At 33.8% G+C, this 25003-nt stretch carries 19 protein-coding genes and 1 pseudogene; 11 read left to right on the top strand and 9 right to left on the bottom strand.

The features are described from left to right. Window positions 1–88 precede the first annotated feature (88 nt). The 5 genes from VF726_RS27305 to VF726_RS27285 all read right to left on the bottom strand — a co-directional run bounded on the left by VF726_RS27305 (window position 89) and on the right by VF726_RS27285 (window position 5767). Window positions 89–805: a LytR/AlgR family response regulator transcription factor gene (locus tag VF726_RS27305; protein WP_440173356.1), complete on the bottom strand. Its 717-nt coding sequence runs from the start codon at window positions 803–805 to the stop codon at window positions 89–91. A gap of 209 nt (window positions 806–1014) precedes the next feature. Then, window positions 1015–2214 carry an MFS transporter gene (locus VF726_RS27300; protein WP_440173354.1) on the bottom strand — a complete coding sequence of 400 codons (1200 nt, stop codon included), beginning with the start codon at window positions 2212–2214 and terminating at the stop codon, window positions 1015–1017. A gap of 217 nt (window positions 2215–2431) precedes the next feature. Then, window positions 2432–3172, bottom strand: coding sequence for a WecB/TagA/CpsF family glycosyltransferase (locus VF726_RS27295; RefSeq protein ID WP_166704412.1), 741 nt, complete (start codon window positions 3170–3172; stop codon window positions 2432–2434). Between the two features lie 15 nt (window positions 3173–3187). Further along, on the bottom strand, window positions 3188–4288 hold the full coding sequence (locus VF726_RS27290; protein WP_440173353.1) for a glycosyltransferase family 4 protein: 1101 nt from the start codon (window positions 4286–4288) through the stop codon (window positions 3188–3190). A 78-nt stretch (window positions 4289–4366) separates the two neighbouring features. Then, complete coding sequence (locus VF726_RS27285) at window positions 4367–5767, bottom strand: O-antigen ligase family protein (RefSeq protein WP_440173351.1); 1401 nt, start codon at window positions 5765–5767, stop codon at window positions 4367–4369. 271 nt (window positions 5768–6038) lie between these two features. Here VF726_RS27285 and VF726_RS27280 point away from each other — a divergent pair, with 271 nt between their 5' ends. The 3 genes and pseudogenes from VF726_RS27280 to VF726_RS27270 all read left to right on the top strand — a co-directional run bounded on the left by VF726_RS27280 (window position 6039) and on the right by VF726_RS27270 (window position 8103). Continuing rightward, complete coding sequence (locus VF726_RS27280; RefSeq protein WP_429607155.1) at window positions 6039–6671, top strand: trimeric intracellular cation channel family protein; 633 nt, start codon at window positions 6039–6041, stop codon at window positions 6669–6671. Window positions 6672–6801: 130 nt separating this feature from the next. Then, window positions 6802–7299 (top strand): annotated as a pseudogene (locus VF726_RS27275) (protoglobin family protein); the annotation flags it as partial. 63 nt (window positions 7300–7362) lie between these two features. Next, complete coding sequence (locus tag VF726_RS27270) at window positions 7363–8103, top strand: methyl-accepting chemotaxis protein (RefSeq protein ID WP_429607255.1); 741 nt, start codon at window positions 7363–7365, stop codon at window positions 8101–8103. Window positions 8104–8191: 88 nt separating this feature from the next. On the opposite strand, the gene VF726_RS27265 is transcribed toward VF726_RS27270, so the two are convergent. After that, entirely contained in the window at window positions 8192–9505 is a 1314-nt protein-coding gene (locus tag VF726_RS27265) for an ArnT family glycosyltransferase (RefSeq protein ID WP_440173348.1), read from the bottom strand. 313 nt (window positions 9506–9818) lie between these two features. Here VF726_RS27265 and VF726_RS27260 point away from each other — a divergent pair, with 313 nt between their 5' ends. The 5 genes from VF726_RS27260 to VF726_RS27240 all read left to right on the top strand — a co-directional run bounded on the left by VF726_RS27260 (window position 9819) and on the right by VF726_RS27240 (window position 16399). Continuing rightward, on the top strand, window positions 9819–10331 hold the full coding sequence (locus VF726_RS27260) for an acyl-CoA thioesterase (protein ID WP_048527968.1): 513 nt from the start codon (window positions 9819–9821) through the stop codon (window positions 10329–10331). A 176-nt stretch (window positions 10332–10507) separates the two neighbouring features. Then, window positions 10508–11488 carry a glycosyltransferase family 2 protein gene (locus tag VF726_RS27255; protein WP_440173347.1) on the top strand — a complete coding sequence of 327 codons (981 nt, stop codon included), beginning with the start codon at window positions 10508–10510 and terminating at the stop codon, window positions 11486–11488. A 93-nt stretch (window positions 11489–11581) separates the two neighbouring features. Next, on the top strand, window positions 11582–13003 hold the full coding sequence (locus tag VF726_RS27250) for a flippase (protein WP_440173345.1): 1422 nt from the start codon (window positions 11582–11584) through the stop codon (window positions 13001–13003). 294 nt (window positions 13004–13297) lie between these two features. Beyond that, window positions 13298–14851, top strand: coding sequence for an ABC-F family ATP-binding cassette domain-containing protein (locus tag VF726_RS27245; RefSeq protein ID WP_000055404.1), 1554 nt, complete (start codon window positions 13298–13300; stop codon window positions 14849–14851). A 90-nt stretch (window positions 14852–14941) separates the two neighbouring features. Beyond that, window positions 14942–16399, top strand: coding sequence for a glycosyltransferase family 39 protein (locus VF726_RS27240; protein ID WP_440173343.1), 1458 nt, complete (start codon window positions 14942–14944; stop codon window positions 16397–16399). 78 nt (window positions 16400–16477) lie between these two features. Here VF726_RS27240 and VF726_RS27235 read toward each other — a convergent pair whose 3' ends face one another. Next, window positions 16478–17938, bottom strand: a complete 1461-nt coding sequence (locus tag VF726_RS27235; RefSeq protein WP_440173342.1) for a glycosyltransferase family 39 protein — start codon at window positions 17936–17938, stop codon at window positions 16478–16480. 369 nt (window positions 17939–18307) lie between these two features. Between VF726_RS27235 and VF726_RS27230 the strand changes: the two genes are divergently transcribed. Together VF726_RS27230 and VF726_RS27225 are read left to right on the top strand one after the other, a co-directional pair. After that, entirely contained in the window at window positions 18308–18691 is a 384-nt protein-coding gene (locus VF726_RS27230; RefSeq protein ID WP_000413281.1) for a GtrA family protein, read from the top strand. 36 nt (window positions 18692–18727) lie between these two features. Beyond that, a complete protein-coding gene (locus VF726_RS27225; protein ID WP_440173341.1) occupies window positions 18728–19699 on the top strand; it encodes a glycosyltransferase family 2 protein in 972 nt (323 codons plus the stop codon). Between the two features lie 30 nt (window positions 19700–19729). On the opposite strand, the gene VF726_RS27220 is transcribed toward VF726_RS27225, so the two are convergent. Next, window positions 19730–20602, bottom strand: coding sequence for a TetR/AcrR family transcriptional regulator (locus VF726_RS27220; RefSeq protein WP_440027437.1), 873 nt, complete (start codon window positions 20600–20602; stop codon window positions 19730–19732). 191 nt (window positions 20603–20793) lie between these two features. Between VF726_RS27220 and VF726_RS27215 the strand changes: the two genes are divergently transcribed. Then, window positions 20794–23910 (top strand): efflux RND transporter permease subunit, encoded by a 3117-nt coding sequence (locus tag VF726_RS27215; protein ID WP_440173340.1) that lies wholly within the window; start codon window positions 20794–20796, stop codon window positions 23908–23910. A gap of 28 nt (window positions 23911–23938) precedes the next feature. Here the strand turns inward: VF726_RS27215 and msrB are convergent, their stop codons facing one another. Further along, window positions 23939–24904 carry a peptide-methionine (R)-S-oxide reductase MsrB gene (gene msrB / locus VF726_RS27210; RefSeq protein ID WP_098344643.1) on the bottom strand — a complete coding sequence of 322 codons (966 nt, stop codon included), beginning with the start codon at window positions 24902–24904 and terminating at the stop codon, window positions 23939–23941. Window positions 24905–25003: the final 99 nt, after the last annotated feature.

The following is a 25003-nucleotide window of genomic DNA, read 5'->3' as shown; positions in this document are numbered from 1 at the left end:
TTGTACTAAATTTTCTGAATATTTAACTTGAATCCTCCCTATCATGAAGGATTTTTAGTTTATCATGTTAAAAATTTCGCGTTATCTGCTACAATTCAATTTTATTTCGGAGTTTTTTCACATAATTACGACTAACTGGAATCGGTTGCTCATCATATTTATCTAAATACAAATTATATGTGCCATTATAATAAGGTTTTAGTTCTTGTACATATGACATATTAATTAAATAGCTTTTATGCACGCGTAAAAAATCATATGCATTCAGCTTATTTTCCAGCTCCTGAAGTGTATATGTTGAAATATACTGATTATTTGTTGTATAAATTGAAACCGTTTTGTTCTCCTTATTTTTGCTTACATATACAATATCTTCAGGGAAAATATACCGAATCCCCTCTTGACCTTCTATCGGTAGTTTTCGTAAATAACTCTTTGCTTTTGCGCCTTGCTCTTTACCCATTCTATATAAAAGGAATTGCAAATCTTCTTCGCGAAACGGGCGTAGTAAATAATAAAATGCTTGAAAACGAAATGCCATAATGGACTCTTCGATATCTTCACCCATAAAAATAAATTTCGTATAACAATTTACTTCACGTAATAAACTTGCATATTCAAAACCTGTTCCATCTAGTAATTTTGAATTTAAAAAAACAAAATCCGGTGTATGCTTTTTCATGAGAAATAATGATTCTGTTCCTGTATTTGCTTCAAAACATTCTACATTCCTTATATTTTCAGTGAATTTTTCAGCTAAACTTCTTCGCTCTTCTGCTTCTTCCATGATTAGTAAAATTTTCATTTCTTCAACCACCTAATTCTTTTGTCCGTATGTCCTGTTGTATACATTCGCTTTTATAAAGAACATTCCCTTTTTCTTACTATACCATTATTTATCTAAAAAAACAGAAAAAAGGAAACCTTCACGGTTCCCCCTGCCCTTTTATTCCGCTATTGGTAAGAACCCATAATCAGCGCGGGAATAAATCTCTCACTGATTCAAGTTTTACCTTATACTAATTCTCGTTGTTTCGTTTCTTGTCCAAGTAGAATGACAGCAAATACACCAATTAAAATTGATCCACAGAAAATCGTAAATATTAGTGATAGTGAAGCCTGTGAAGCAACTAAATATCCTACTAATAGCGGCCCAAGAATACCACCAATACGACCAAATGCTGCTGCCATCCCTGCACCTGTACCACGAATAACTGTCGGATACTGTTCAGGTGTATAGGCGTATAATGCACCCCAAGCACCTAAATTAAAGAAGGATAGTAACATACCTGCTACGATTAATACTATTAATGACTCTGCCACTCCAAACAAGTAAGCACTGCACGCTGTACCGATTAAATACGTAACTAAAACAAACTTCCGACCAAGACGTTCAATAAACCAAGCAGCTGTGAAATACCCTGGCAATTGAGCTAACGTCATAATAAGTACGTATTGAAAACTTTTTATTAAACTAAACCCTTTTAATACCATTACACTAGGTAACCAAAGGAACATTCCATAATAGGAAAAGACAACAGAAAACCATAGAATCCATAACATAATTGTTGCCTTACGGTATTCCCCAGACCAAACTGATTTTATATTTTCGATAACGGACGGTCTTTTTTCAACCTTTTGGAATCTCGGAGAATCCGGTAAATTCCATCTTAAATATAAAGCATATAGTGCCGGAACCGCACTCAATATCATCGCAACTTCCCAACCATATTTCGGAATAACAAAATACGAGATAAGAGCTGCAATTAGCCATCCACCTGCCCAAAAACTTTCTAATAGCACAACTATTTTGCCACGTTCATGCGCTTCAACGCTCTCTGATACTAATGTAGAAGCAACCGGAAGCTCTCCGCCAAGCCCCATACCAATTAAAAATCGTAACACAAGGAACATCGCAAGTGTCGTCGTTAAAGCAGTTAAACCACTACCGATAGAAAATAGTAATAATGTAATAATAAAGACTGATTTCCGTCCTATTTTATCTGATAGTATTCCAAAAACGAGCGCTCCAACTGCCATACCAATTGAATTAATGCTGCCTATCCAGCCCATTTCTTGCGTACTTAATCCCCAATCTTTTTGCAATGCTACCATTACGAATGAAAGCATTCCAACATCCATTGCGTCAAATAGCCATCCAAGCCCGGCTATACCAAGTAGCTTTCGCTTCGAAATTTCTTTCACCTTGCCCACATGAAGTCCTCCTTACACAGCTGTCTTTACACATCATTTTACATGTGTGAATTGTATAAGTAAAATACTTTCGTGTAAAAAATTCTCCTTCATCATTCCCGAAAAATAAAATACTTATCCCACTACCTTAGGGCAATAAGACTCCTACCTCAAAATTCAGCTAGAACAAAGCCTCACTTTATTAAAAATGGCTAAATAAAAAAGTAGCGATAGGACGCTACTTTTTTGAACGCATGACTTCTTTTAAAAATTCCGCTAATACTAACTGACGACGCCAGCGCGTTGGATTACTGCACAATCTATAAAACCACTCTAAATGGATCGCTTGAATCCATTTGGGTGCGCGTTTTACCTCTCCAGCCCATACGTCTAAACTTCCACCCACTCCAACAGCCATTTTTGTTTCTAAGCGATGCCTATTAGTTTGGATAAAGTTCTCTTGTCTTGGGAAACCAAGTGCGACAAGTAATAAGTCTGGCTTTGCTTCTTGAATACGAGAAACAATATTCTCTTCTTCTTCTTGTTTAAAATACCCATCTTGTATACCCACAATAGATACAGCTGAATACGTCTTCGTTAAATGATCTGCTGCAGCTTGTACAACATGTGGTTTTGCACCAAGTAAGAAAACAGATACTGGTTTATTCTCTTCTGATAGCTTCGCAAATAAATTACACATTAAATCAAAACCTGCTACACGTTCCTTTACAGGTGTACCTAACATACCACTTGCTTTTACAACTCCAATACCATCAGGTGTAATTAAATCTGCATTTAATAATGTTTGATGGAATGCTTCATCCTTTTTTGCACACATAACAATTTCAGGATTTGCCGTTACTACCTGAAAAGTATGCGTTCGCTCCAATTCTAGTTGAGCCTTCAAATACTGGATTGTTTCATCCATTGTCATTGTAGAAAAAGGAACACCTAGAATATCAACCGTTTTTACTTCCATGTTTAACTATCCTCTCTATTTCAGTAAAAGTTTTTTATATGCATTATAAGTATCTTCATACAAATTCTTTAGCGAGAAATGAGTAGATGCGTGAGTATATAAACGATTTCCCATCGCTTCTAATTCACCATTCAACCATTTTTCGTAAGCATTTTCTAACGCTTTTGCTAACGAATCTACATCACCAATCGGTACAATCCATCCATACGTATCATCAACTATTAACTTTTTCATATCACCTACATTTGTTGCAATAGATGTTAAACGTTGATTAGCTGCTTCTAATAAAACGAGAGGGAAACTTTCGCTATAAGAGGTTAGCAAATTAATGTGTGCAGATGCATATAGTTCTTTTGAATCTGTACGAAAACCTAGAAACATCACCTTATCCTCTAAGCCTTTTTGTTTCACCATCTCTTTTAATTCTGCTTCTATAGGCCCATCACCAAGCAAGAGTACTTTTATATTTGGAATTTTAATTTTTTGCAACGCTTCAAATAAAATATCATGACCTTTAACAGGATGAAGACGCGCTACTTGAATGGCTGTAAATACTCCTTCACCGATGCCAAATTCACTCTTATTATAAGGTTTTACTGGCGTACTATCGTACTCAATCCCATTATAAACTGTACAAATCTTCTCTTCTGGTACACCTAGTTTTATTATATTTCTCTTAAAGTTCTCCGTAATTGCAAAGAACAAATCTACCTTCCTGAAAGAACGTAAATTTAACTTCGTAAATACCCATCCTTTTAATCCCCTCTTCATAAAATCCAAAGTTGGATCACTGTGGACAGTCATTATCCATTTCGCTTTTATACCTTTTTTCAAGAGGGAGAGATAGAAATTTGCTCGTGCGCCATGTGTATGCACAATGTCAAATTGATTTTCATTAATAAATGCTTTTATTTTTGAAAGAATTGATAGGTCGTACCGAGATGATTGGGTAAAAACATGCACTTGAATACCAAGGTTTCTCGCTTCTCTAGCAATCGCACCTTCTTCAAATACCATTAATTCCACTTCTTCCTTTGAAAACTGAGATAAAAGTGAAATAATATGTGTTTTCCCCCCACCTTCTTCTGCACCAGCATTCATATGCAACACTTTCATTTCTTACATCCCCCATTTTTTTCTTTTTATTTACTATAACAAAATAAAAGCTAACATATGCTAGCTTTTATTTTTCTATCATTCAATTTCCAAGTCAACTATTAAATATGCCATGATTAATACTAAGAAGAAACTCACTCCAGGTGACATTAAAATATGACCAGCTATAAATGAGATACCTAATCCGAGAAGTATCGATGCAACTACCATTGCATATTTGACGGTGAATATTTCTTTAAACTTAGTAAATATACATGCAATAAATTTAATACCGAAGTATAAGAATGGAATTACGAGTAAAATGAACCCTATGATTCCGAAAGAATAGAACCAATCGTGGAAGTCACGTTCAATTAATTTCGGCTCGGCTTTATAGTTACCAGCATAACCCATACCTAATAATTTTTGAGACATTGGGGCTTCTTTATAGAAATCTTTATACATTTGCTCAAATAATTGACGCCCACTGAAAATAATAGCTTGCGTTTCTTCTTTTTTCTCTGCAACTTTTTCTTTTTCTTTTTCTTTCACTTTTTCTTTTTCTGTAACAGGAGGTTTATGCTCTTTAGCTTCCTCTTTCTTTTTCTCTTCCTTTTTCGCTGTCTGTTGTTCTTCAATTAATTGAACATGAATTCCCATATTTTTTAGAAATGGTGAAAAAGGTGTATATGCCATGATTCCTACAAAAACAGTCATTGCAATAAAACCATTTAATAAATATATATTTTTCTTTCCTTTTTTACCTTGTATAAAGGCTTGAATAAAGCACATAACAACTGCAATAGCCATTGTTGCATAGATTGCTCCTATACCAACCTTCGTACCAACTGCAAATAATGAAAAAACAACTAAAATAGAAGGAATCCAATAGTATATTTTGCCCATACTTTTTGTTTTTTCAATTGAATATAAAATAACAATCGGACACATGATGGCTAAAATAGATCCTAACTCATTACCTGCATAAAACCAACCGCGTGATCCTAATTTTAACCATTCATAATTATTGTAATCTGTTCCAGTTGCAATCGAAGCTACCATTACTATTCCAATAATTAATGATGCATACGTAATATAGTCACGCATTTTTGAATGGCCTTTTTCTTTTAAAGACTTAAATACAAACACATAACAAGTAAGCATAACAAACGGATATAAAGCTTTTGCTATAAACTTAATTTCTTCCGTAAGTACCATAGGGTTTTTTGTAAGCTTGTTATTTACCAATCCGATAGTGAAGACTATTCCTACTAAGATTATATACAATATATATTTTATATTTCCTTGTTTCTTCGTTTGAATTAAAATATATATCCCGCCTAGGAACATAACGAATAAGCGTGTAATAACTCCAATGGTCGTATCAATTTTTAAAACCATGATACAGAACGCTGTAAGTAAATCTAAAATCGGTTGCAACAAAATAAAGATTAGTAGAAAATTTTCAAATTTATTACTTTTACTATTTTCGCTTAACATCTAGAACCTCCATAACTATTACCTAATTTCAATCTATACAGTTAATATTTTTTTCTTATCTCAAATATTTATTATAACATATATTTTTTAATTAAACGTCTCACATTTCTCTCTAACCCTCCCCTTATAGAAAAAGCATATTTGCATTTTCAAGCGCTTTCTTTCCTCATTTTTTCTTTTTTTCTACATGTAACGAAAATGCATTGTTATTTACATAACTTTAGTGTATATTTTTTCTCTGGAACATCTTTAGGAGGAAGGGATTACAGCAATGTTATTAATCGACATATTTACGTTTCTTGGCATTATCGCCGCTGCTATTTCCGGTACATTAGTTGGTTTAAAAAAAGATTTAGATTTATTCGGTGTCCTTTGTTTAGCTGTAGCTACTGCGCTCGGCGGCGGTATTATTCGTGATATTATGATCGGTAACCTACCTCCCGTCGCATTTGTTAAACCCATTTACTTTTTCGTAAGCGTATTATCAGCATTATTTACTTGTATGTTTTTTGAACGTATCAATAAACTGCAAGTCGTTATTATGCTTTCTGATGCTGTTGGCTTAGGTGTTTTTACAGCTATTGGTGCAAATGCCGCAATGTCACATCATGTTGACGCCTCATTTTTAGTTGTTTCAATGGGAGTCATTACAGGTATTGGAGGCGGTATTTTGCGTGACATTTGCGCTCAAGATATCCCCTACGTATTCCGAAAAGAAATTTACGCAATCGCTTCTATTTTAGGGGCAATTAGTTTCCTAATCACATATTCAATGGGGGCACACGTATTAGCTTTCTATGTTTGTTTACTAGTAACATTCATTATTCGTGTTGTCACTGTCATATATAATGTACATTTCCCCGTTTTCTTTAAAACACATGCTAAAATTAATAAGGGTCATTAAGAGAATTCTACATAGAATTCTCTTAATTTATATACTATTCTACACACTAATATAGAGTAATTGTATATAAAAATATATAATTATATTAGAACTTAAAAATGAAAACGCTTTATAAACAGGGGGAAGAACGATGCTTGGGGTTTTTAAAAAACATAACAATAAAACAAATACCAGTATAATGGAATTAAGTAAGGATCAAAAAATTACTTTTAACGTGCCTACTAATTCTGAACTGAAAATTCAAATGGATATGCTACATATTTCAAGAGAAGATTTACAAATTGTAAAGGTACTACAGCCTTTTATTTATGAAGAAATTGATTGGATTACGGAAAAATTCTATGCCAATATTACAAAACAACCTAATTTAATTAATATTATTGAACGTTATAGCTCTATTCCAAAACTAAAGCAAACTTTAAAAACGCATATAAAAGAATTATTTAGCGGAGATATGCATGAAGACTTTATTGAACAACGTGTTCGAATTGCCAAAAGACATGTACAAATTGGGTTACATAGAAAATGGTATACTGCCGCTTATCAAGAATTATTCCGCTCTATCATGAAGATTTTACAAACAAAAATTAAAACAATTGACGATTTTTCTTATTCTATAAACGTAATAAACAAATTATTCACTCTTGAACAAGAGCTTGTTCTTGCTGCTTATGAATCTGAATACGAAAGAATGCAAAAAGAACATGAAAAAGAAAAAGAAATAACAGCTATGACAATTACACATATTGCAACAGAACTAGCATCTGTATCTGAGAAAACGAGCGCTTCTATTCAACAGTTAACCGCTAAATCTGAAACGATTGTAGGAATTGCCAAAACAGGTACATCATTAGCTACAACATCAGAAGAAAAAGCAAATAAAGGCAAAGAGCAATTAAATCAGCAAAATAAACGAATGGAATACATTCAAGCGAACATGGAAACGATTATTACAGATACTCATGAACTTCTCGATATTTCTAACAAAATTAACGAAATTATAGATATTGTAAAATCCATTGCAGAGCAAACAAATTTACTAGCGCTAAATGCTGCCATTGAATCTGCACGAGCTGGGGAATTTGGTAAAGGCTTTTCCGTTGTAGCTGGAGAAATTCGAAAGTTATCAGAGCAAACGAAAGAATCTATATTCAACGTTACAAAACTCGTCGAAAAAACAAATGAACAAATTATTCGTGTCTCTTCTTCAGTGAAACAAATTAGTTCCCTCGTATCTGAAGGAACGGATAGCATGTCTGCAACAGATCAATACTTCCAAGAAATTGTAAAGGATATGTCTAACTCGAAAGAACAGAATAAAAAAATTGAAAATGAGTTAGAAACCATTTCACAAGTAATGAAAGGAATTCAAGAAGATTCCTCACAAATGGCTCTAACAGCTGATAGTTTACAACTAGAATTAAACCGATAGAGTGAAGCTTATGTCAGTAGAGATTCTTCATCTCGGCTGACTCTCAGCCCTCATCTTCCATAAAAAAAGAATCCAAACTGGATTCTTTTTATTTTCGGAAGAATATTTTTTGACAGTACACATAACTCATATAAACACCAAAGCTTTGCAAAATAAACAAGGCTGGCACGATAAGGTTGTAGTATGCCATATTTACTTGGAAGAGTCTTAACAATACATAGCCGCTAATTAACAATAAGAACAACATATATCCTTCGGTTTGTTGTTTCTTAATAAGAAAGTGTAATAAAGCTATCGACATAAACAATGTTACCGCTATGTATATAAGTTTTTCACATTTAAATAGAATAGAATGTATTCCCTCACCTGAGAATTGATTTATTACTGGCTTTAAAAGTTTAAATCTTTCTTCTTCAATTTCTTTTAGCTTTTGATCAATATGCTCTGTTACGCTTTGATTCTTAGTTATTTTTTCCTCATTTTTACCTTTTCCAATTAAAACAGATTGAACATACGTCTCATTTGAAATTGTATATTGTGCCATTCCCATTGTCTGAATTCCATAACTCACACCAAAATGAGCACTATAAAATAGAATAAGTATCCCTATCATCTTTAATAATACTTTTTGCTTCATTGCTGATTGAAAGAATTCAATTAACAACACATATACAGCAATAAAAATAGGAAGAAATAACCCCATTGGGGAAATCATATTACTACATGCAAATAAAATTGCTGAAAGCACCCACATATAAGGATGATCTAAACCTTTATATAAAAGTATGTAACAAGCCAAATAAAATAAAAATATTGCAAGCGATTCTGCTGTTAATAAGGAGCTCATAAATATATTTGGTATATATAAAGCGTAAAACACAGACGCAATACGGCCGCATTCTTCTCCAAAAATCATTGCTGCAATACGATAAATGAAAAATGCAGTCCCTGTGCAAAATAAAATATTAAATAACTGCAATGCAAATACTGTATCGCCAAATACACGAATAATAATTGATTCATAAATAATAAAAGGTAATTGCGCTACATTCTCTACACTATTACCAATCGCAATCTGCTTTGCAGACTCAAACATCGCTTTCATATCACCGATTATCGGGATATCTACAAATAAAACCATACTAAGTCTCACAACTATAGATGCACTAATCAGAAAAACAAGGAATTGTTTATCTGTAAAACGATACTGTAAAATCGATGCCACTAACAGCATGAGAATAACAAAAATAACCAATACGATTGTTACACTTGTTGTACTGTCTCCAAAAAATTGTTTGCTTGTTTCAAACGCAGACCAACAACTATAAACAAAAAATGCGAGCATCGCACCGATCATTACTTTACTGAAAAAAGACGAAAAATTTGTTTGTATATGATTCATATGTCCATTGCACCTCTATTTCCATTCATAACAAAACGATTCTATCATGAATAGGCGTACCGCTGATAGGGAATTTCTATGACAAATATAGGGTCCTAATTTTTTCACTTGCAATGTAAGCGAATCCTCTTTTACACTACACTTTATATAATGATAAATTTTCTTTCAGTTACATGAATACAAATACAGAAGTTTTGCTAACCCTCTTCTGGAATTCTTTACTTCATTAAATATCTATTGATTTTTAATATTTTTGTACTCCACTTACAATACATGTCATTCTGATCGAAAACAGAAAATAGGGGCTGACCATATGGAAAAGAAATTCATGCGAGAATCCAAAGCAATTAAAACAACACGTGTTTTTCCAAATGATTTAAATAATCATCAAACACTTTTCGGAGGAAAACTATTAGCAGAAATTGATAGTATCGCTTCAATTGCAGCTGCAAGACATAGCCGTAAACATTGCGTAACAGCATCTATCGATTCTGTTGATTTTTTAACTCCCATTCACCAAGCAGATTCTGTTTGTTACGAGGCATTCGTATGTTATACAGGAAAATCTTCAATGGAAGTGTTCGTAAAAGTAATTGCTGAGAATTTATTAGCAGGCGAGCGTAGAATAGCTGCAACATGTTTCATTACATTCGTTGCATTAAAAGATGGAAAACCTTCATCTGTTCCACAGGTACTACCTGAAACGGAAGAAGAACATTGGCTACACACAACTGGTTCAGAGCGTGCAGAAAATAGAAAAAAAGGACGTTTAAAAAGTAAAGAAATGGCTGAAGTATTAACATTGAGTAAACCTTGGAGTATGTAATAACTGATTTACCTTCCTTTTTACAAATCCAAAAGGAAGGTTTTTTTTATAAAATACATAGTGTTGATTTACAAAGTTTATATGCGGTAAACTTATACAGATGTTCTTGTAATCTTCTTCCTTGCAAAAGGCCTATATAGTGTACAACATAAAAAATTTGAGGAGATAATAATTATATGATGGAACAAACTCAACTCGTTTCCGTTATTGTCCCGCTGTATAATGCGGAAAAATACATTGAAGAAACGATGGAATCAATACTGAATCAAACATATAAAAATATTGAAATTGTAATTGTTGATGATGGAAGTAAAGATCGATCATCTTCTATCGTTAAAAATCTCAAGAAAAAATACCCTGAACAAATAAAATATATCTTACAAGAAAATCAAGGCGTGTCCGTTGCTCGTAATACAGGAATTGAAAATGCAAGTGGAGAATATATTTCGTTTCTTGATAGTGACGATTTATGGCATCCAACAAAAATAGAAAAGCAAATCACAAGCATGCAGAAAAATAATATGAACGCCTGCTATTGTGGATATATGAACTTTTACGAAGAGACTGGTGAAAGAGTTGAAAACACGACAAACTTTGTAAAAGGGAATATGACAAAGGCTTTCTTAACACATCAAGTTTTTGCTCAAACAAGTACATGGATTTTCAAAAAATCTATCGTAATGGATCATAACATTCGTTTCACACCAGGTTGTAGCTGGGGAGAAGACTTAGAATTCCTTTTTAAATTAATGAGTGTAACAAATGTATGTTATGTGGATGAATATTTAACATATTATCGAATCCTATCAGGAGGAAATCTTTCTTCAAACTATAAAGATTATGAGTTAAAAACGACAAAAGAATTAGAAGTATTTAATCGAATGAAAGATTGGATTCATAATAAATCAAAAGACTTAATCACCGATGATTCTACGGAACTGATTGAAATCCTAGAAACTTATCTATTCCCATATACAGTCATTAACAATGCTTGTATATACATTAAAGGACATCCTAAATTAGATAAATCAAAGGTCCAGCTAATTAAAAGCGATATAAAGAAATATTGTCGCAAAATCTATTCAAAAAATGGGAAACGAAGCAAAAAGTTATATGCGATGCTTTGGTTTGTACGCATCAAATTTTTATTTTCTTAAATAAACGAATATGCTTTTAAACAGTCATTCCGTAAACAAATTAAATTTACAAATAGGACAAGCCTGTCCCGACGAATAGAAAGGTCTTTTTCCATGAAAACAAACAAAATCCTTAAAAATGCCTCCTACCTCTTTGTAGGAAATATTACTGTTCGATTTGTACTTGCTATTGCGACCATTCTCTTTGCAAGATATGTTTCACCAGATGAGTATGGGATGTTTACAGTTGCATTAGCAGTTTCCGCTGTCATTTGTTATTTTACAGATGCAGGTTTGACACATACGTTTATGCGTGAAGGAACGAGAAGCGACGCTAACATTAGCGTATTAATAAGTAGTTATTTACGTATTCGTTTAGTATTAGCTATCGTAATTTCTGTACTCTTCGCTATTTTCGCTCAGTTCTTCTACACTGATGCTTACTTACGCGCCATGGTATATTGGGTCGTACTACCAACCATGTTTGGAGCCACTTTACAAGGTGTTGGGATGGCTTATTTCCAAGTAACAGAGCGTATGCAATTTACAGCAATTATTTCTGTACTACAAGGTGTGACAGCCGCAGCCGCTCTTCTGCTAGGAATGTCATTTCAATGGTCACTTATGATGGTCGCTGCCATGTACGGAATATCTAGCCTTGTAACAGGAGTCATTGCTTTTATCATGACAATCCGCTATACAACAATTCATAAAGGTTGGGATAAAGGCATATTAGATCAACTGCTTATTTTCACAATCAATGGCGTTATCATTATGCTTTTGCCACAGTTAGGTCCCATTATATTAGAAAAAGTTTCAGCGAATGAGCAAGTTGGATTCTTTGGGGCTGCCTATAAAATACCTGCTGTACTTTACCAAATACCTGGTGTAATTGCAGCAGCCTTTTATCCAAAATTATTTGCTTTTGGGAATGAAAAGAATATTGATGAACATAAAAAACTATCTCAGTTCGAATTAAAACTTATGTCCTTCTTAGGTATGGGAATTGCTATTCCATTTATCGCTGATCCAAGTTTTTGGATTATTACTTTATTAGGTGAAAAATATGCACCAGCTGGTGACGCTCTTGCAATTTTAGCCTTTATGGTCATTTTGCAATCTATCAACTATCCACTTGCCGATAACTTAACAACAATTGGACAACAGTGGAAGCGTGCGACAGTAATGGGAATTGGATTGGCTGTTGGTATCATAAGTTACATCATCTTAGGTAGTAAATTTGGAATGATGGGGGCTGCTATAGCAGCTATCCTTACTGAGGTTACTTTATTAGTTGGATTTACTTTATTTGTCCGTAAAGGTTTCGAGCTATTATTTAAAGGAATTATATTTAATAGTCTCGCATTTATAATTAGTTACGTTCTATACCGTACAATATTAATTAGCTTACCACCACTAGTAGCTTTAACGCTTACTGGTATATTGTACGGCATTATCGGCCTCGCCATTGATCCACAAATACGCGGGTTACTTTTAGGGTTCGTAAATAAAAAGCTCGGCAAGAACATAGCATAAAGCGAAACTTTAATCAGTGGCAGTTTCACTTTCCGTTCATACGGAATAAAAGTCGCTTTCTTTCTCATAAATTCGAGAGAGAAGGCGGCTTTTTATTTACTGTTATTACTCATATATAAACTTGTTTCTTTTAATCCTTCATAAATATGGAGTTTTAGATAGAACGCCTATATATTTTTCCGAAATAATAAAAAAATCTATTTTTAAAAATATACATTTTTGAAATGATAGCATTATATCAAAGAATTTAGTATCATGATTCAAGACACTATTTAGAAATGAACGGAGGACATTATGAGCTTATTAACAGTTGAGAAATTAGGCCATACATTTGGTGATCGCACATTATTTAAAGATGTATCCATGCGCTTACTTGCAGGAGAACACGTTGGATTAGTCGGAGCAAACGGTGTTGGTAAATCAACATTTATGAATATAATCACTGGTCAGCTTATCCATGACGAAGGGCGCGTTGAATGGACGCCTGGTACAAATTATGGGTATTTAGACCAACATACAATTTTAACGCCTGGTCGCACAATTCGTGAAGTATTAGCAGATGCATTTTTACCTTTATTTGAAAAAGAAAAAGCATTAAATGAAGTTACAGAAAAAATGGGAACTGCTACACCAGAAGAATTAGAAGAACTACTTGAGCAAATGGCAGAAATACAAGATGCTCTTGAAGCAGGCGGTTTCTATTTATTAGATATTAAAATTGAAGAAGCAGCACGTGGTCTTGGAATTGATGCAATCGGTCTAGATCGTGATGTTGCAGCATTAAGTGGTGGACAACGTACAAAAGTATTACTTGCAAAGTTACTACTTGAACAACCAGAAGTATTACTATTAGATGAGCCTACCAACTATTTAGACGTTGAACATATTCATTGGTTAACAAATTATTTAAAAGAATACCCACATGCATTCCTATTAATTTCCCATGATACGGAATTTATGAATAAATGTGTTGATGTTATTTTCCATCTAGAATTTACAAAAATGACGCGTTATACAGCGACATATGAAAAATTCTTAGAGTTAGCAGAAATCAATAAAAATCAACATATCAACGCTTATGAAAAGCAGCGAGAATTTATTAAAAAACAAGAAGATTTTATTGCAAAAAATAAAGCTCGTTACTCAACGACAGGCCGTGCAAAGAGCCGCCAAAAACAACTTGATCGCATGGAGCGTATCGATCGTCCTGAAACAGCTATCAAGCCTGAGTTCTCCTTTAAAGAAAGTCGTGCAAGTAGCCGATTTGTCTTCGAAGGGGAAAATGTAGAAATTGGATATACACATCCGTTATTACCGAAATTAACGATGACAATTGAACGTGGTGAAAAAATTGCAATTGTTGGATGTAATGGTGTCGGTAAGTCAACACTATTAAAAACGATTTTAGGTAAGATTAAACCATTAAGCGGGAAAACTAGTCTTGGTGACTTCTTAAACCCATCATACTTCGAGCAAGAAGTAAAAGCTGATAATATAACACCAATTGATGATGTTTGGAATACATTCCCTAGCTTAGACCAACATCAAGTACGTGCAATGTTAGCGAAATGTGGTTTAAAAAACGAACATATCTCTCGTCCGTTGAATCAATTAAGCGGTGGCGAACAGGCAAAAGTTCGTTTATGTAAACTAATGGGTGAAGAAAGTAACTGGCTACTCTTTGATGAGCCAACAAACCACCTTGATGTTACAGCAAAAGAAGAGCTGAAAAAAGCGATGAAAGCATACAAAGGAACAATTCTTCTTGTATGCCACGAACCGGAATTTTATGAAGATTGGGTAACAAAAACTTGGGATGTAGAAAAATGGTCCCAAGAAAATTCTTAATCACCTGAAACCATCCTTTTACACACCTATTGTGTAAAAGGATTTCCCCTTAAAATAGCAATTAAATTCAATAAGGAGTTTTTACTTATAATGCAAAGTCCATTTTTTCTAAAACTTAATACATTTTGTGTGAAATCCTTGTTAGTGCTATGTCTCATTATTTCTGCAGCTATTACATGGCAATCAGTATACGTAGTTAGAGGACAAGCCCACACTCGTTTACTTATTATAGTCCCAATTATTATTATGATAGGGCTTCTATTTTTATTAATCGGCTATATTTCCAACAAATATATGTCAAAACTAACATTCACTATTTCACTTATTATTTTAGCTTTCTCTATTCGATTAATCTGGGTTCTTAATATCCAAACTCCTGTCGAATCGGATTTTGCTATGATGTACAATGGTGCCGTGCAAGCAACTAAAGGAGATTTTAGTTTCGCCCAAAGTACATATTATACTTCATGGGTTTATCAACTTGGATTCACAATGTACCAAGCTTTAATTATTAATTTCTTTGGTGAAGGAACCTTCCTTCTAAAGTTCTTAAATGTATTATATTGTACAGGAACAACATTCCTCGTTTACAAAATAACTTCTCATATATTTAATGAGTGGTCTGGACGTATGGCTGGTTTACTATATGCAATCTATATCCCAAGCATCGTATTAAGCTCAGTCCTAACAAATCAACATTTGGCTACCTTCTTATTTTATCTTGGGTTTTATTTATTAATTACAAAAGGCTTAAGCCATAAATATATGTGGATTTTTATAGGGATTTCGCTTTCTTTAGGCGATATAATGCGCCCACTTGGTGCGATCATCCTAATTGCAGTAACTATTTATGTCTTTTTACAAGGTATGTTAGGGAAATCAAAACAAGATATCTTCACTTCCATTAAAAAACTTTGTGGAATTTTCGTCGTATTTTACCTTGTACATTACATTATAAGTTATTCATTTATATCTGCTGGAATTACACAATATCCGCTATCTAACCGTGACCCTCTCTGGAAATTTACAGTAGGGTTTAACCATGAAACAAAGGGTGGCTATTCTGCAGCAGATGCAGAATATATTATGTCCCTTGAAATCGGTGAAGAACGCAAAGCTGCTGAAAAGAAGCTGATTCAAGAACGACTGGCTGATCCACAAAAAGTTTTATCTTTATTTGGTGATAAGTTCACACTCATGTGGGCAGATTACGACTCCGCTCCATTATGGAGTTTACTGACACTTGGGGACACAGATAATGATATGATTACTTTAAAAGATGGCCTTACGAAATATGAAAAGTATATGTACATTACAGCTATGCTCTTTAGCACATTAGCGCTTCTTTATCTCGTGTTGACTAAGCAAAATAACACGCATTATACACTATTTTTATTATTGATAATCGGTTACATAACTGTTCATTTCTTAATTGAATACCAAACAAGATACCGATACTTCATCATTCCTAGCTTTACGATTATTCAAAGTTACGGGCTATATTTATGCTATCGATTTATATCGAACAGAAAGTCTTCAAAAGTGTAATTTTAATTAATAAAGATTTGATTATTAAAATAAACGAAAATGAAATAGAAAAGGCATGAGCCCGGTGTAATACCGAACTCATGCCTTTTTATTTATATCTATATTTTCTTTTTTATTGTAAGCATAATTTATACCAAAAGCAGACAAAATTATCATAGGTATTGTAGCCGAATAATGATATCGTGATGCCACTTCTACTAATAACTGCGCCATTGTTAACCCTATTGTATATAAGCAAATCATAAATAGGATAGATTTAGTTTTATTCTTTATCATTATTAATACACCTAATATTGAAGTCACAATTAAGAAGTAATAAAAAATATTAGATGCCACGGTATATCTTACTACATTATCTAGTGCAGGCTCGGCGTAAGAAACTGCCGCACTATCTTCACTTAAAAAGACAAAGAATTTATCCGAAAATAATTTCATAAAATCGATATTGTCGTTTAGTATTCTGTTCTTCGCCTCTTCTAGCATTTTTTGTTGAGAATCCTCAGCAGTCCACCCTGGTTTATTATTATACTCAAACAACAATTCTGCATCTGGCATATTCCATTTTCCGGATTCAGCCTGATTGAACCCTACATAAACATTATATCCTGGTGCTGATGCTATCTCTTCACCTAAACGTAATGTTATATACTGATTGATCGCCGAGGAAAAAATAACATATCCAATAACGATAACTCCTACATATACTACCTTGTTTAATAATATTTTTTTATTTCCTATGTGCTTCGTGTTAATAATAAATAGCCATATGACTAGGGCTATAATTGGAACAGCTGCAATTGGTCGTACCATATTCATTAATGCAAGTAGTGCCGCTAATAAAATCGAGTATACAAGTAATTTTTTTATACTTATATTGTGAATCTTCTCATGAACGCTTATCATAACTGCCCAAATTAATAATAGTATTGTACAATACAACGGCTCTGACAATACAAACATGTTATAAATCGTTTGTGAAGGCAATGCTATCCATAAAATACTAGCTGTTATGGCTGTTCTAACTCCACCAATTTTTCTAGATATAACATATATTAATCCCATTGATATTGTAGTTAAAACAACATTTACGATAGGCGCTACCATATGACTAGCTCCAAATATTTTTAAGAAAATACTTAAAAATGAGGCGTAACCAAAAATATGTGGAAATAATGCAATATAATTATTATCAATAACAAATTCTTTACTCAATGCTTCTGCAGTATAATAAAATGTAGCGTAATCAACTAATGGCTGAATTTTGTATGTAAGAACCCACGTTAATTTAACTGCTAAGCAAATAATTACTAACACAAAAAAGCATTTTTTCTCATTTAATTTTTCTAGATATAAAGAACTTTTTCTAAGTACATAAAACCCAATTGTACATAAAAATACGACCCCAGTTACTATCATTGTGTAATTATATTTTTGCGTATCCGAAAAATAATCCACAACTAATATTGAGGCAAAAAAGACATATATCATGTATACTGCACGTGTAGAAAGAGTCGATAACCCTTTTAAAAATAATTTCAATACAATCTACTCCTTTAAACATTGGTACAAAAATACCGTTATATACTGTATAAAACTGAAGAACTTTATCATCTTAATAAATGTTCAATTCCCCCCGATAATAACGTACAAACCACATCACACATCACTATACATGAATCAGGTTGATATTTCCATATTCAATTCTTTTCATCCAATCAATTGAATAAATAGTTATACAAATAAATATATACACATTTGATTATACGTTTAAATTACAAAAACATTAGATTTACTCAATTGCATTAACGTTTCAATATAAACTATGCTATAATTGATAGTTGTTATGTAGGATAACCTTCCTACATTTCCTGTTTTATTTATATATTTTATAAAGTTGAGGATACTATTATGGAGAAACTCTTAAAGTTTGGTTTAGTAGGGATCTTTAATACACTCATTACAATTATTAGCTTTTGGATATTATTAAAATTTGGGATGAACTACCTTATTGCGAATACCATTGCCTATTTAATTGGTGTTGCCAATAGCTACTATTGGAACAAGAATTGGGTGTTTAAACCTAATAATAAAAGCACGTCAATGTTCTTTAAATTTCTAACTGTAAATTTAATTGTATTGGCTTTTAATACATTATGTTTATTTATATTAGTAGATAAACTTACCTTTAATGCATTAATTGCACAGATCTTCGCAATTGGTGTCGGAATGGTTATCAATTTTGTCCTTAATAAAATTTGGACATTCAACCAAACTGAAAAGGCTACTAATTAAACTGAAACAACTTATTAAAATTACGGAGGATACAACATGCAAAAATTAATTTCGGTTGTAGTTCCTATGTACTTCGAGGAAGAAGTAGCACAGGAATGTTATAACCGTCTAAAGTCCGTTATGCTTCAAAATAATATTAACTATGAATTTGTCTTTGTAAACGACGGTAGTACAGACCGTACAATGGAGATTTTATCTGAGATTGCGGCAAATGATTACCGAACAAAAATCGTTAATTTTGCCCGAAACTTTGGACACCAAATAGCTGTTACAGCTGGTATTGCTGCTGCAAAAGGTGACGCTATCGTAATTATTGATGCAGACTTACAAGATCCACCTGAAGTTATTCCTGAACTTATTGCAAAATGGGAAGAAGGATATGAAGTTGTTTATGCAAAACGTAAACAACGTAAAGGTGAAACTTGGTTTAAACTTTTAACAGCTAAATATTTCTATAAATTCTTAAACTACATGTCTGATATCGATATCCCAAAAGATACTGGTGATTTCCGAATCATCGATCGCAAAGTAGCTGATGTTTTCAATCAAATGACTGAGCGAAATCGCTTCATCCGCGGTATGATGTCTTGGGTTGGCTACCGCCAAACGTATGTTGAATATGAACGCGATGAGCGCTTTGCTGGTGAAACAAAATATCCATTAAAGAAAATGATTAAATTTGCATCTGATGGCATTATTGCATTTTCAACAAAACCGTTACGTATCGTTATGACTTTAGGCCTATTATCTGTTCTCATTTCAATAATTGTTTTACTATATACAATCACTGTAAAAATTATTGGCACTAGTACGCAAACAGGTTGGGCATCTATTATGGTCGCTATTACATTCTTTAGCGGTATTCAGTTACTTGGTCTTGGAATCGTTGGCCAATATATTGCTCGTATTTATGACGAAAGTAAAAACCGTCCGATTTATATCGTAAAAGAGACAATCAATATTGAGCAAGAAGAGACTACTCAAACAAAAGAAAAAGTGAATGCATAATAAAAAAGGTAACAATGAAAACTATCATTGTTACCTTTTTATATTGTAATAGCCCATGAGCCTCAAACGAAATTCTTTTAAAGTTGGATATGCCTCTAAATTAAACAACATCCCTTGGATAACTGGAATTCTTGGATTTTGCATTCTCATTTCTGCCTCCAAGACATCTAATGTAACAAGCAATTCCTCATCTTCAAGTTGATCAGCTAATGTGCGTTTAAAAACAATAATTTCCTTTAAAAAATGTTCCTTCACCTGCTCTTTAATAAGCTCTGATTTACAAAGGAATTCCCCAAGCTTTTCTTCATGTAACACGGGTTCTTCTGAGGATTCTACCAATCCATCTACTAAATCATCCACCCTTTTCAAAATAAAAGCAGAAACATAGGATAAATCAATTTCTGGAGCTTGTAGAATAATTAATTCTAAATACCCACGGTAGATCCCTTCTACCATAATTACTAAATCTAATAAATATGGCATAACCTTTTCACCATAAATGGACAATAAACTATTCCGATAAAATGCGTGGGACTCCAATTTCATCCGCATCATAAATTCTTCCACATCTTTATTAAAAGGAATAGCATTTTCCCGTGCATGCATAATAATAAATTCTTTATGCTTTTGTATATCGTTAAACTGACAATGCAATTGCTTTGTGAATTTTTCACGCGGCAATAACGATTCTTTTTCAATATCCATCATTTTATTTTGAATCTTGTCATAATAATATCGAAGTGTCGCTAATAAAAGCTCGTCTTTCGATTTAAAATATAAATAGAAAGCTCCCTTAGATATACCGCAAGCTGTTACAATTTCCTGCACTGATGTCGCATTTACACCCTTATTCGCAAATAACTTCATAGCCAACTCTATAATTAAGCGCTCTTTTTCTTTCATGTTGTCTCTCCTAAATTTAATCTCGCATCTTACCATAAATATATCTCGCTACTTACAGATAGTAAATTATTCACTGATTAAAGTTTCACTTTTATTATACCATCTCTTTTCATTGACTACTGACCAATCAGTCAGTTATATTATGTATTAGACTGACCAGTTGGTCAATACAATACAAAGGGAGCGCAAACATGAACAAGATCATTAATTTCTCGTTAAAAAATAAGTTCGCGGTTTGGCTACTAACCATTATCGTTACCATTGCAGGTATTTATTCTGGGCTGAACATGAAGCTGGAAACAATTCCTGATATTACAACACCGATTGTAACAGTAACTACGGTTTATCCTGGTGCTACACCGGAAGAAGTAGCTGATAAAGTTTCAAAACCGATGGAAGAGCAACTGCAAAATTTAAGTGGTGTAAACGTTGTTAGTTCATCATCTTTTCAAAACGCATCTTCTATTCAGGTAGAATATGATTTTGATAAAAATATGGAAAAGGCTGAAACAGAAATTAAAGAAGCTCTCGCAAATGTGAAAATGCCAGAAGGCGTAAAGGATCCGAAAGTTTCACGTGTAAACTTCAATGCCTTTCCTGTTATTTCGTTAAGCGTAGCAAGTAAAAATGAATCTTTAGCTACCTTAACTGAAAGTGTAGAAAAAAATGTTGTTCCGGGATTAAAAGGACTTGATGGGGTCGCATCTGTTCAAATTTCAGGTCAACAAGTAGATGAGGTACAACTTGTCTTCAAGAAAGATAAGATGAAAGAATTAGGTTTAAGTGAAGATACTGTAAAGAATGTAATTAAAGGATCGGACGTATCTTTACCACTTGGCTTATATACATTTAAAGACACGGAAAAATCAGTTGTTGTAGATGGAAATATTACAACAATGAAAGCATTAAAAGAATTAAAGATCCCGGCTATACCTTCATCGCCGAGCGGTCAAGGTAGTCAAAATGCTGGCGCTAATGCACAAATGCCACCAATGAATCCAGCCGCTATGAACGGGATTCCGACAGTTACATTAGACGAAATTGCTAACATTAAAGAAGTCGGAAAAGCAGAATCTATTTCCCGTACAAATGGAAAAGAAGCAATTGGAATTCAAATTGTAAAAGCTGCTGATGCAAATACAGTTGATGTTGTAAATGCAGTGAAAGATAAAGTAAAAGAACTTGAGAAGAAATATAAAGACTTAGAGATTATTTCAACATTTGACCAAGGTGCACCTATTGAGAAATCAGTAGAAACAATGCTGAGCAAAGCTATTTTCGGTGCTATCTTTGCGATTGTTATTATTATGCTGTTCCTACGAAATATCCGAACAACATTAATCTCTGTCGTTTCCATACCACTTTCTTTATTAATTGCTGTATTAGTCATTAAACAAATGGATATTACACTTAACATTATGACACTCGGAGCAATGACAGTCGCTATCGGGCGTGTTGTGGATGACTCCATTGTTGTTATTGAAAATATTTACCGACGTATGTCGTTATCAGAGGAAAAGTTGCGCGGGAAAGATTTAATTCGTGAAGCTACGAAGGAAATGTTTATCCCAATTATGTCTTCTACCATTGTAACAATTGCTGTATTTTTACCGCTTGGATTAGTAAAAGGTATGATTGGTGAAATGTTCTTACCATTCGCCTTAACTATTGTCTTTGCTTTATTAGCATCGTTACTAGTAGCAGTTACAATCGTACCAATGCTAGCTCACTCTTTATTTAAGAAAGAGAGCATGAGGGAAAAAGAAGTACACCATGAAGAAAAACCAAGTAAATTAGCAAACATTTATAAACGTATACTTGCATGGGCTTTAAATCATAAAATCATTACATCAAGTATTGCTGTCCTTCTATTAGTTGGTAGTCTTGCACTTGTGCCAGTGATCGGTGTAAGCTTCTTACCATCTGAAGAAGAAAAAATGATTATTGCAACGTACAACCCTGAACCAGGTCAAACGTTAGAAGACGTTGAAAAAATTGCAACGAAAGCTGAGAAGCATTTCCAAAATAATAAAGACGTCAAAACAATTCAATTCTCATTAGGTGGCGAAAACCCAATGAGTCCTGGTCAATCAAATCAGGCAATGTTCTTCGTACAATATGATAACGACACGAAAAACTTCGAAAAAGAGAAAGAACAAGTCGTTAAAGATCTACAGAAGATGTCTGGAAAAGGCGAATGGAAAAACCAAGATTTCGGAGCAAGTGGCGGTAGTAACGAAATTAAACTATACGTTTACGGGGATAGCTCAGAAGACATTAAGCCTGTCGTAAAAGATATTCAAAATATCATGAAGAAAAATAAAGACTTAAAAGATATAGACTCTAGTATCGCAAAAACGTATGCCGAGTACACTTTAGTCGCAGATCAGGAAAAATTAAGTAAAATGGGTCTAACAGCTGCGCAAATTGGAATGGGACTTTCTAATCCACATGATCGCCCTGTTCTGACAACAATTAAAAAAGACGGTAAAGACGTCAATGTATATGTAGAAGCTGAAAAGCAACAATATGAAACAATCGATGACTTAACAAATCGAAAGCTTACAACACCACTTGGTAATGAAGTGGCTGTGAAAGATGTGATGACTGTAAAAGAAGGGGAAACTTCAAATACAGTGAAACACCGCGATGGTCGTGTTTATGCGGAAGTAAGCGCAAAACTAACATCTGATGATGTTTCAAAAGCATCTGCCGCTGTTCAAAAAGAAGTAGATAAAATGGATCTTCCTTCTGGCGTAGATGTTTCTATGGGCGGCGTTACAAAAGATATTGAAGAATCATTCAAGCAACTTGGCTTAGCGATGTTAGCTGCGATTGCCATTGTATACTTCGTTCTTGTCGTTACATTTGGAGGTGCCCTTGCACCATTCGCAATTTTATTCTCGCTACCATTTACAATTATCGGAGCACTTGTTGCCTTATTAATCTCCGGTGAAACATTAAGTGTATCTGCAATGATCGGTGCGCTTATGTTAATCGGTATCGTTGTAACAAACGCAATCGTGCTTATCGACCGCGTTATTCATAAAGAAAATGAAGGTCTATCAACACGTGAAGCTTTATTAGAAGCTGGTGCAACACGCCTTCGCCCGATTTTAATGACTGCAATTGCAACAATCGGGGCTCTTATCCCGCTTGCATTAGGATTTGAAGGTAGCGGCTTAATTTCTAAAGGACTTGGTGTAACAGTAATTGGTGGATTAACAAGTTCAACGTTATTAACACTTCTTATTGTTCCAATCGTTTATGAAGTATTAAGCAAGTTCAAAAAGAAAAAAGCAAAATAACAAAAAAATAACCTCGCTAACTGCGAGGTTATTTTTTATTTCCGAACAAGATTAGGAAATCACCATATCCTTCTTTCTCTAATTCCTCTTTTGGAATAAATCGAAGGGCTGCGGAGTTAATACAATAACGAAGACCCTCTGGTCCTGGACCGTCTGGAAATACGTGTCCAAGATGTGAATCTCCTTCCTTACTTCTCACTTCTGTACGCGTCATATTATGACTTACATCCATTTTTTCTTTCACACTAGCTGACATAACTGGCTTCGTAAAGCTAGGCCATCCACACCCGCTATCAAACTTATCTAAAGAAGTAAATAACGGTTCTCCTGAAACGATGTCTACATAAAGGCCTTCTTCTTTATGATTCCAATACTCATTTCGAAATGGTGGTTCTGTACCATTTTCCTGCGTTACATAAAACTGCATCTCATTTAGTTTTTCTTTTAAATGAGCATTATCTTTTGGCCAATGTTGCTTAATAAAAGCATCTCGTCCCGAGCCTTTACGGTATAGCTCGTAACGGAATGTATTTTTCTTATGATATCCTTGGTGATAGTCTTCAGCTGGATAAAACGTAGCTGCTGGCAATATTTTTGTCGCAATTGGCTTTGAAAAGCGTCCACTCTTTGCAAGCTCTTCTTTTGAAGCATCTGCTTTTTTATGTTGTTCTTCATTATGATAAAAAATCACTGTTTCGTAAGACTGTCCGCGGTCGTGGAATTGCCCACCTACATCAGTCGGATCAATTTGTCTCCAGTATATATTTAATAACTCCTCATACGGCATTTTATTTGCATCAAATGTAATTTGTACTGCCTCATAATGTCCCGTCGTTTCTGAACATACTTCTTTATATGTTGGACTCTCTTTATGACCACCTGTATAGCCAGAAACAACCTCTATAATTCCTTCCATCTCTTCAAATGGTGAAACCATACACCAGAAGCACCCTCCAGCAAATGTAGCTAACTCTACCTTTTCATTTACAGCCATTACTTCACCCCTATTCTATGTTCTTCTTACAGTATGGCATAAGGAACGTCATGTTATAAAAGAAAAAGCATCGAACATCGATGCTTTTTCTTTACTTCA

The organism is Bacillus sp. Brlt_9, assembly GCF_051948935.1.
Taxonomy (GTDB): domain Bacteria; phylum Bacillota; class Bacilli; order Bacillales; family Bacillaceae_G; genus Bacillus_A.
Note: the sequence above shows the minus strand (reverse complement) of the source record. Positions and strands in the feature narration are given on the sequence as shown.

Coding starts and splice junctions, on each gene's coding strand:
- VF726_RS27305 (WP_440173356.1), bottom strand. CDS start 805: ATGAAAATTTTACTAATCATGGAAGAAGCAGAAGAGCGAAGAAGTTTA.
- VF726_RS27295 (WP_166704412.1), bottom strand. CDS start 3,172: ATGGAAGTAAAAACGGTTGATATTCTAGGTGTTCCTTTTTCTACAATG.
- VF726_RS27290 (WP_440173353.1), bottom strand. CDS start 4,288: ATGAAAGTGTTGCATATGAATGCTGGTGCAGAAGAAGGTGGGGGGAAA.
- VF726_RS27285 (WP_440173351.1), bottom strand. CDS start 5,767: ATGTTAAGCGAAAATAGTAAAAGTAATAAATTTGAAAATTTTCTACTA.
- VF726_RS27280 (WP_429607155.1), top strand. CDS start 6,039: ATGTTATTAATCGACATATTTACGTTTCTTGGCATTATCGCCGCTGCT.
- VF726_RS27270 (WP_429607255.1), top strand. CDS start 7,363: ATGCAAAAAGAACATGAAAAAGAAAAAGAAATAACAGCTATGACAATT.
- VF726_RS27265 (WP_440173348.1), bottom strand. CDS start 9,505: ATGAATCATATACAAACAAATTTTTCGTCTTTTTTCAGTAAAGTAATG.
- VF726_RS27260 (WP_048527968.1), top strand. CDS start 9,819: ATGGAAAAGAAATTCATGCGAGAATCCAAAGCAATTAAAACAACACGT.
- VF726_RS27255 (WP_440173347.1), top strand. CDS start 10,508: ATGATGGAACAAACTCAACTCGTTTCCGTTATTGTCCCGCTGTATAAT.
- VF726_RS27250 (WP_440173345.1), top strand. CDS start 11,582: ATGAAAACAAACAAAATCCTTAAAAATGCCTCCTACCTCTTTGTAGGA.
- VF726_RS27245 (WP_000055404.1), top strand. CDS start 13,298: ATGAGCTTATTAACAGTTGAGAAATTAGGCCATACATTTGGTGATCGC.
- VF726_RS27240 (WP_440173343.1), top strand. CDS start 14,942: ATGCAAAGTCCATTTTTTCTAAAACTTAATACATTTTGTGTGAAATCC.
- VF726_RS27230 (WP_000413281.1), top strand. CDS start 18,308: ATGGAGAAACTCTTAAAGTTTGGTTTAGTAGGGATCTTTAATACACTC.
- VF726_RS27225 (WP_440173341.1), top strand. CDS start 18,728: ATGCAAAAATTAATTTCGGTTGTAGTTCCTATGTACTTCGAGGAAGAA.
- VF726_RS27220 (WP_440027437.1), bottom strand. CDS start 20,602: ATGAAAGAAAAAGAGCGCTTAATTATAGAGTTGGCTATGAAGTTATTT.
- VF726_RS27215 (WP_440173340.1), top strand. CDS start 20,794: ATGAACAAGATCATTAATTTCTCGTTAAAAAATAAGTTCGCGGTTTGG.
- msrB (WP_098344643.1), bottom strand. CDS start 24,904: ATGGCTGTAAATGAAAAGGTAGAGTTAGCTACATTTGCTGGAGGGTGC.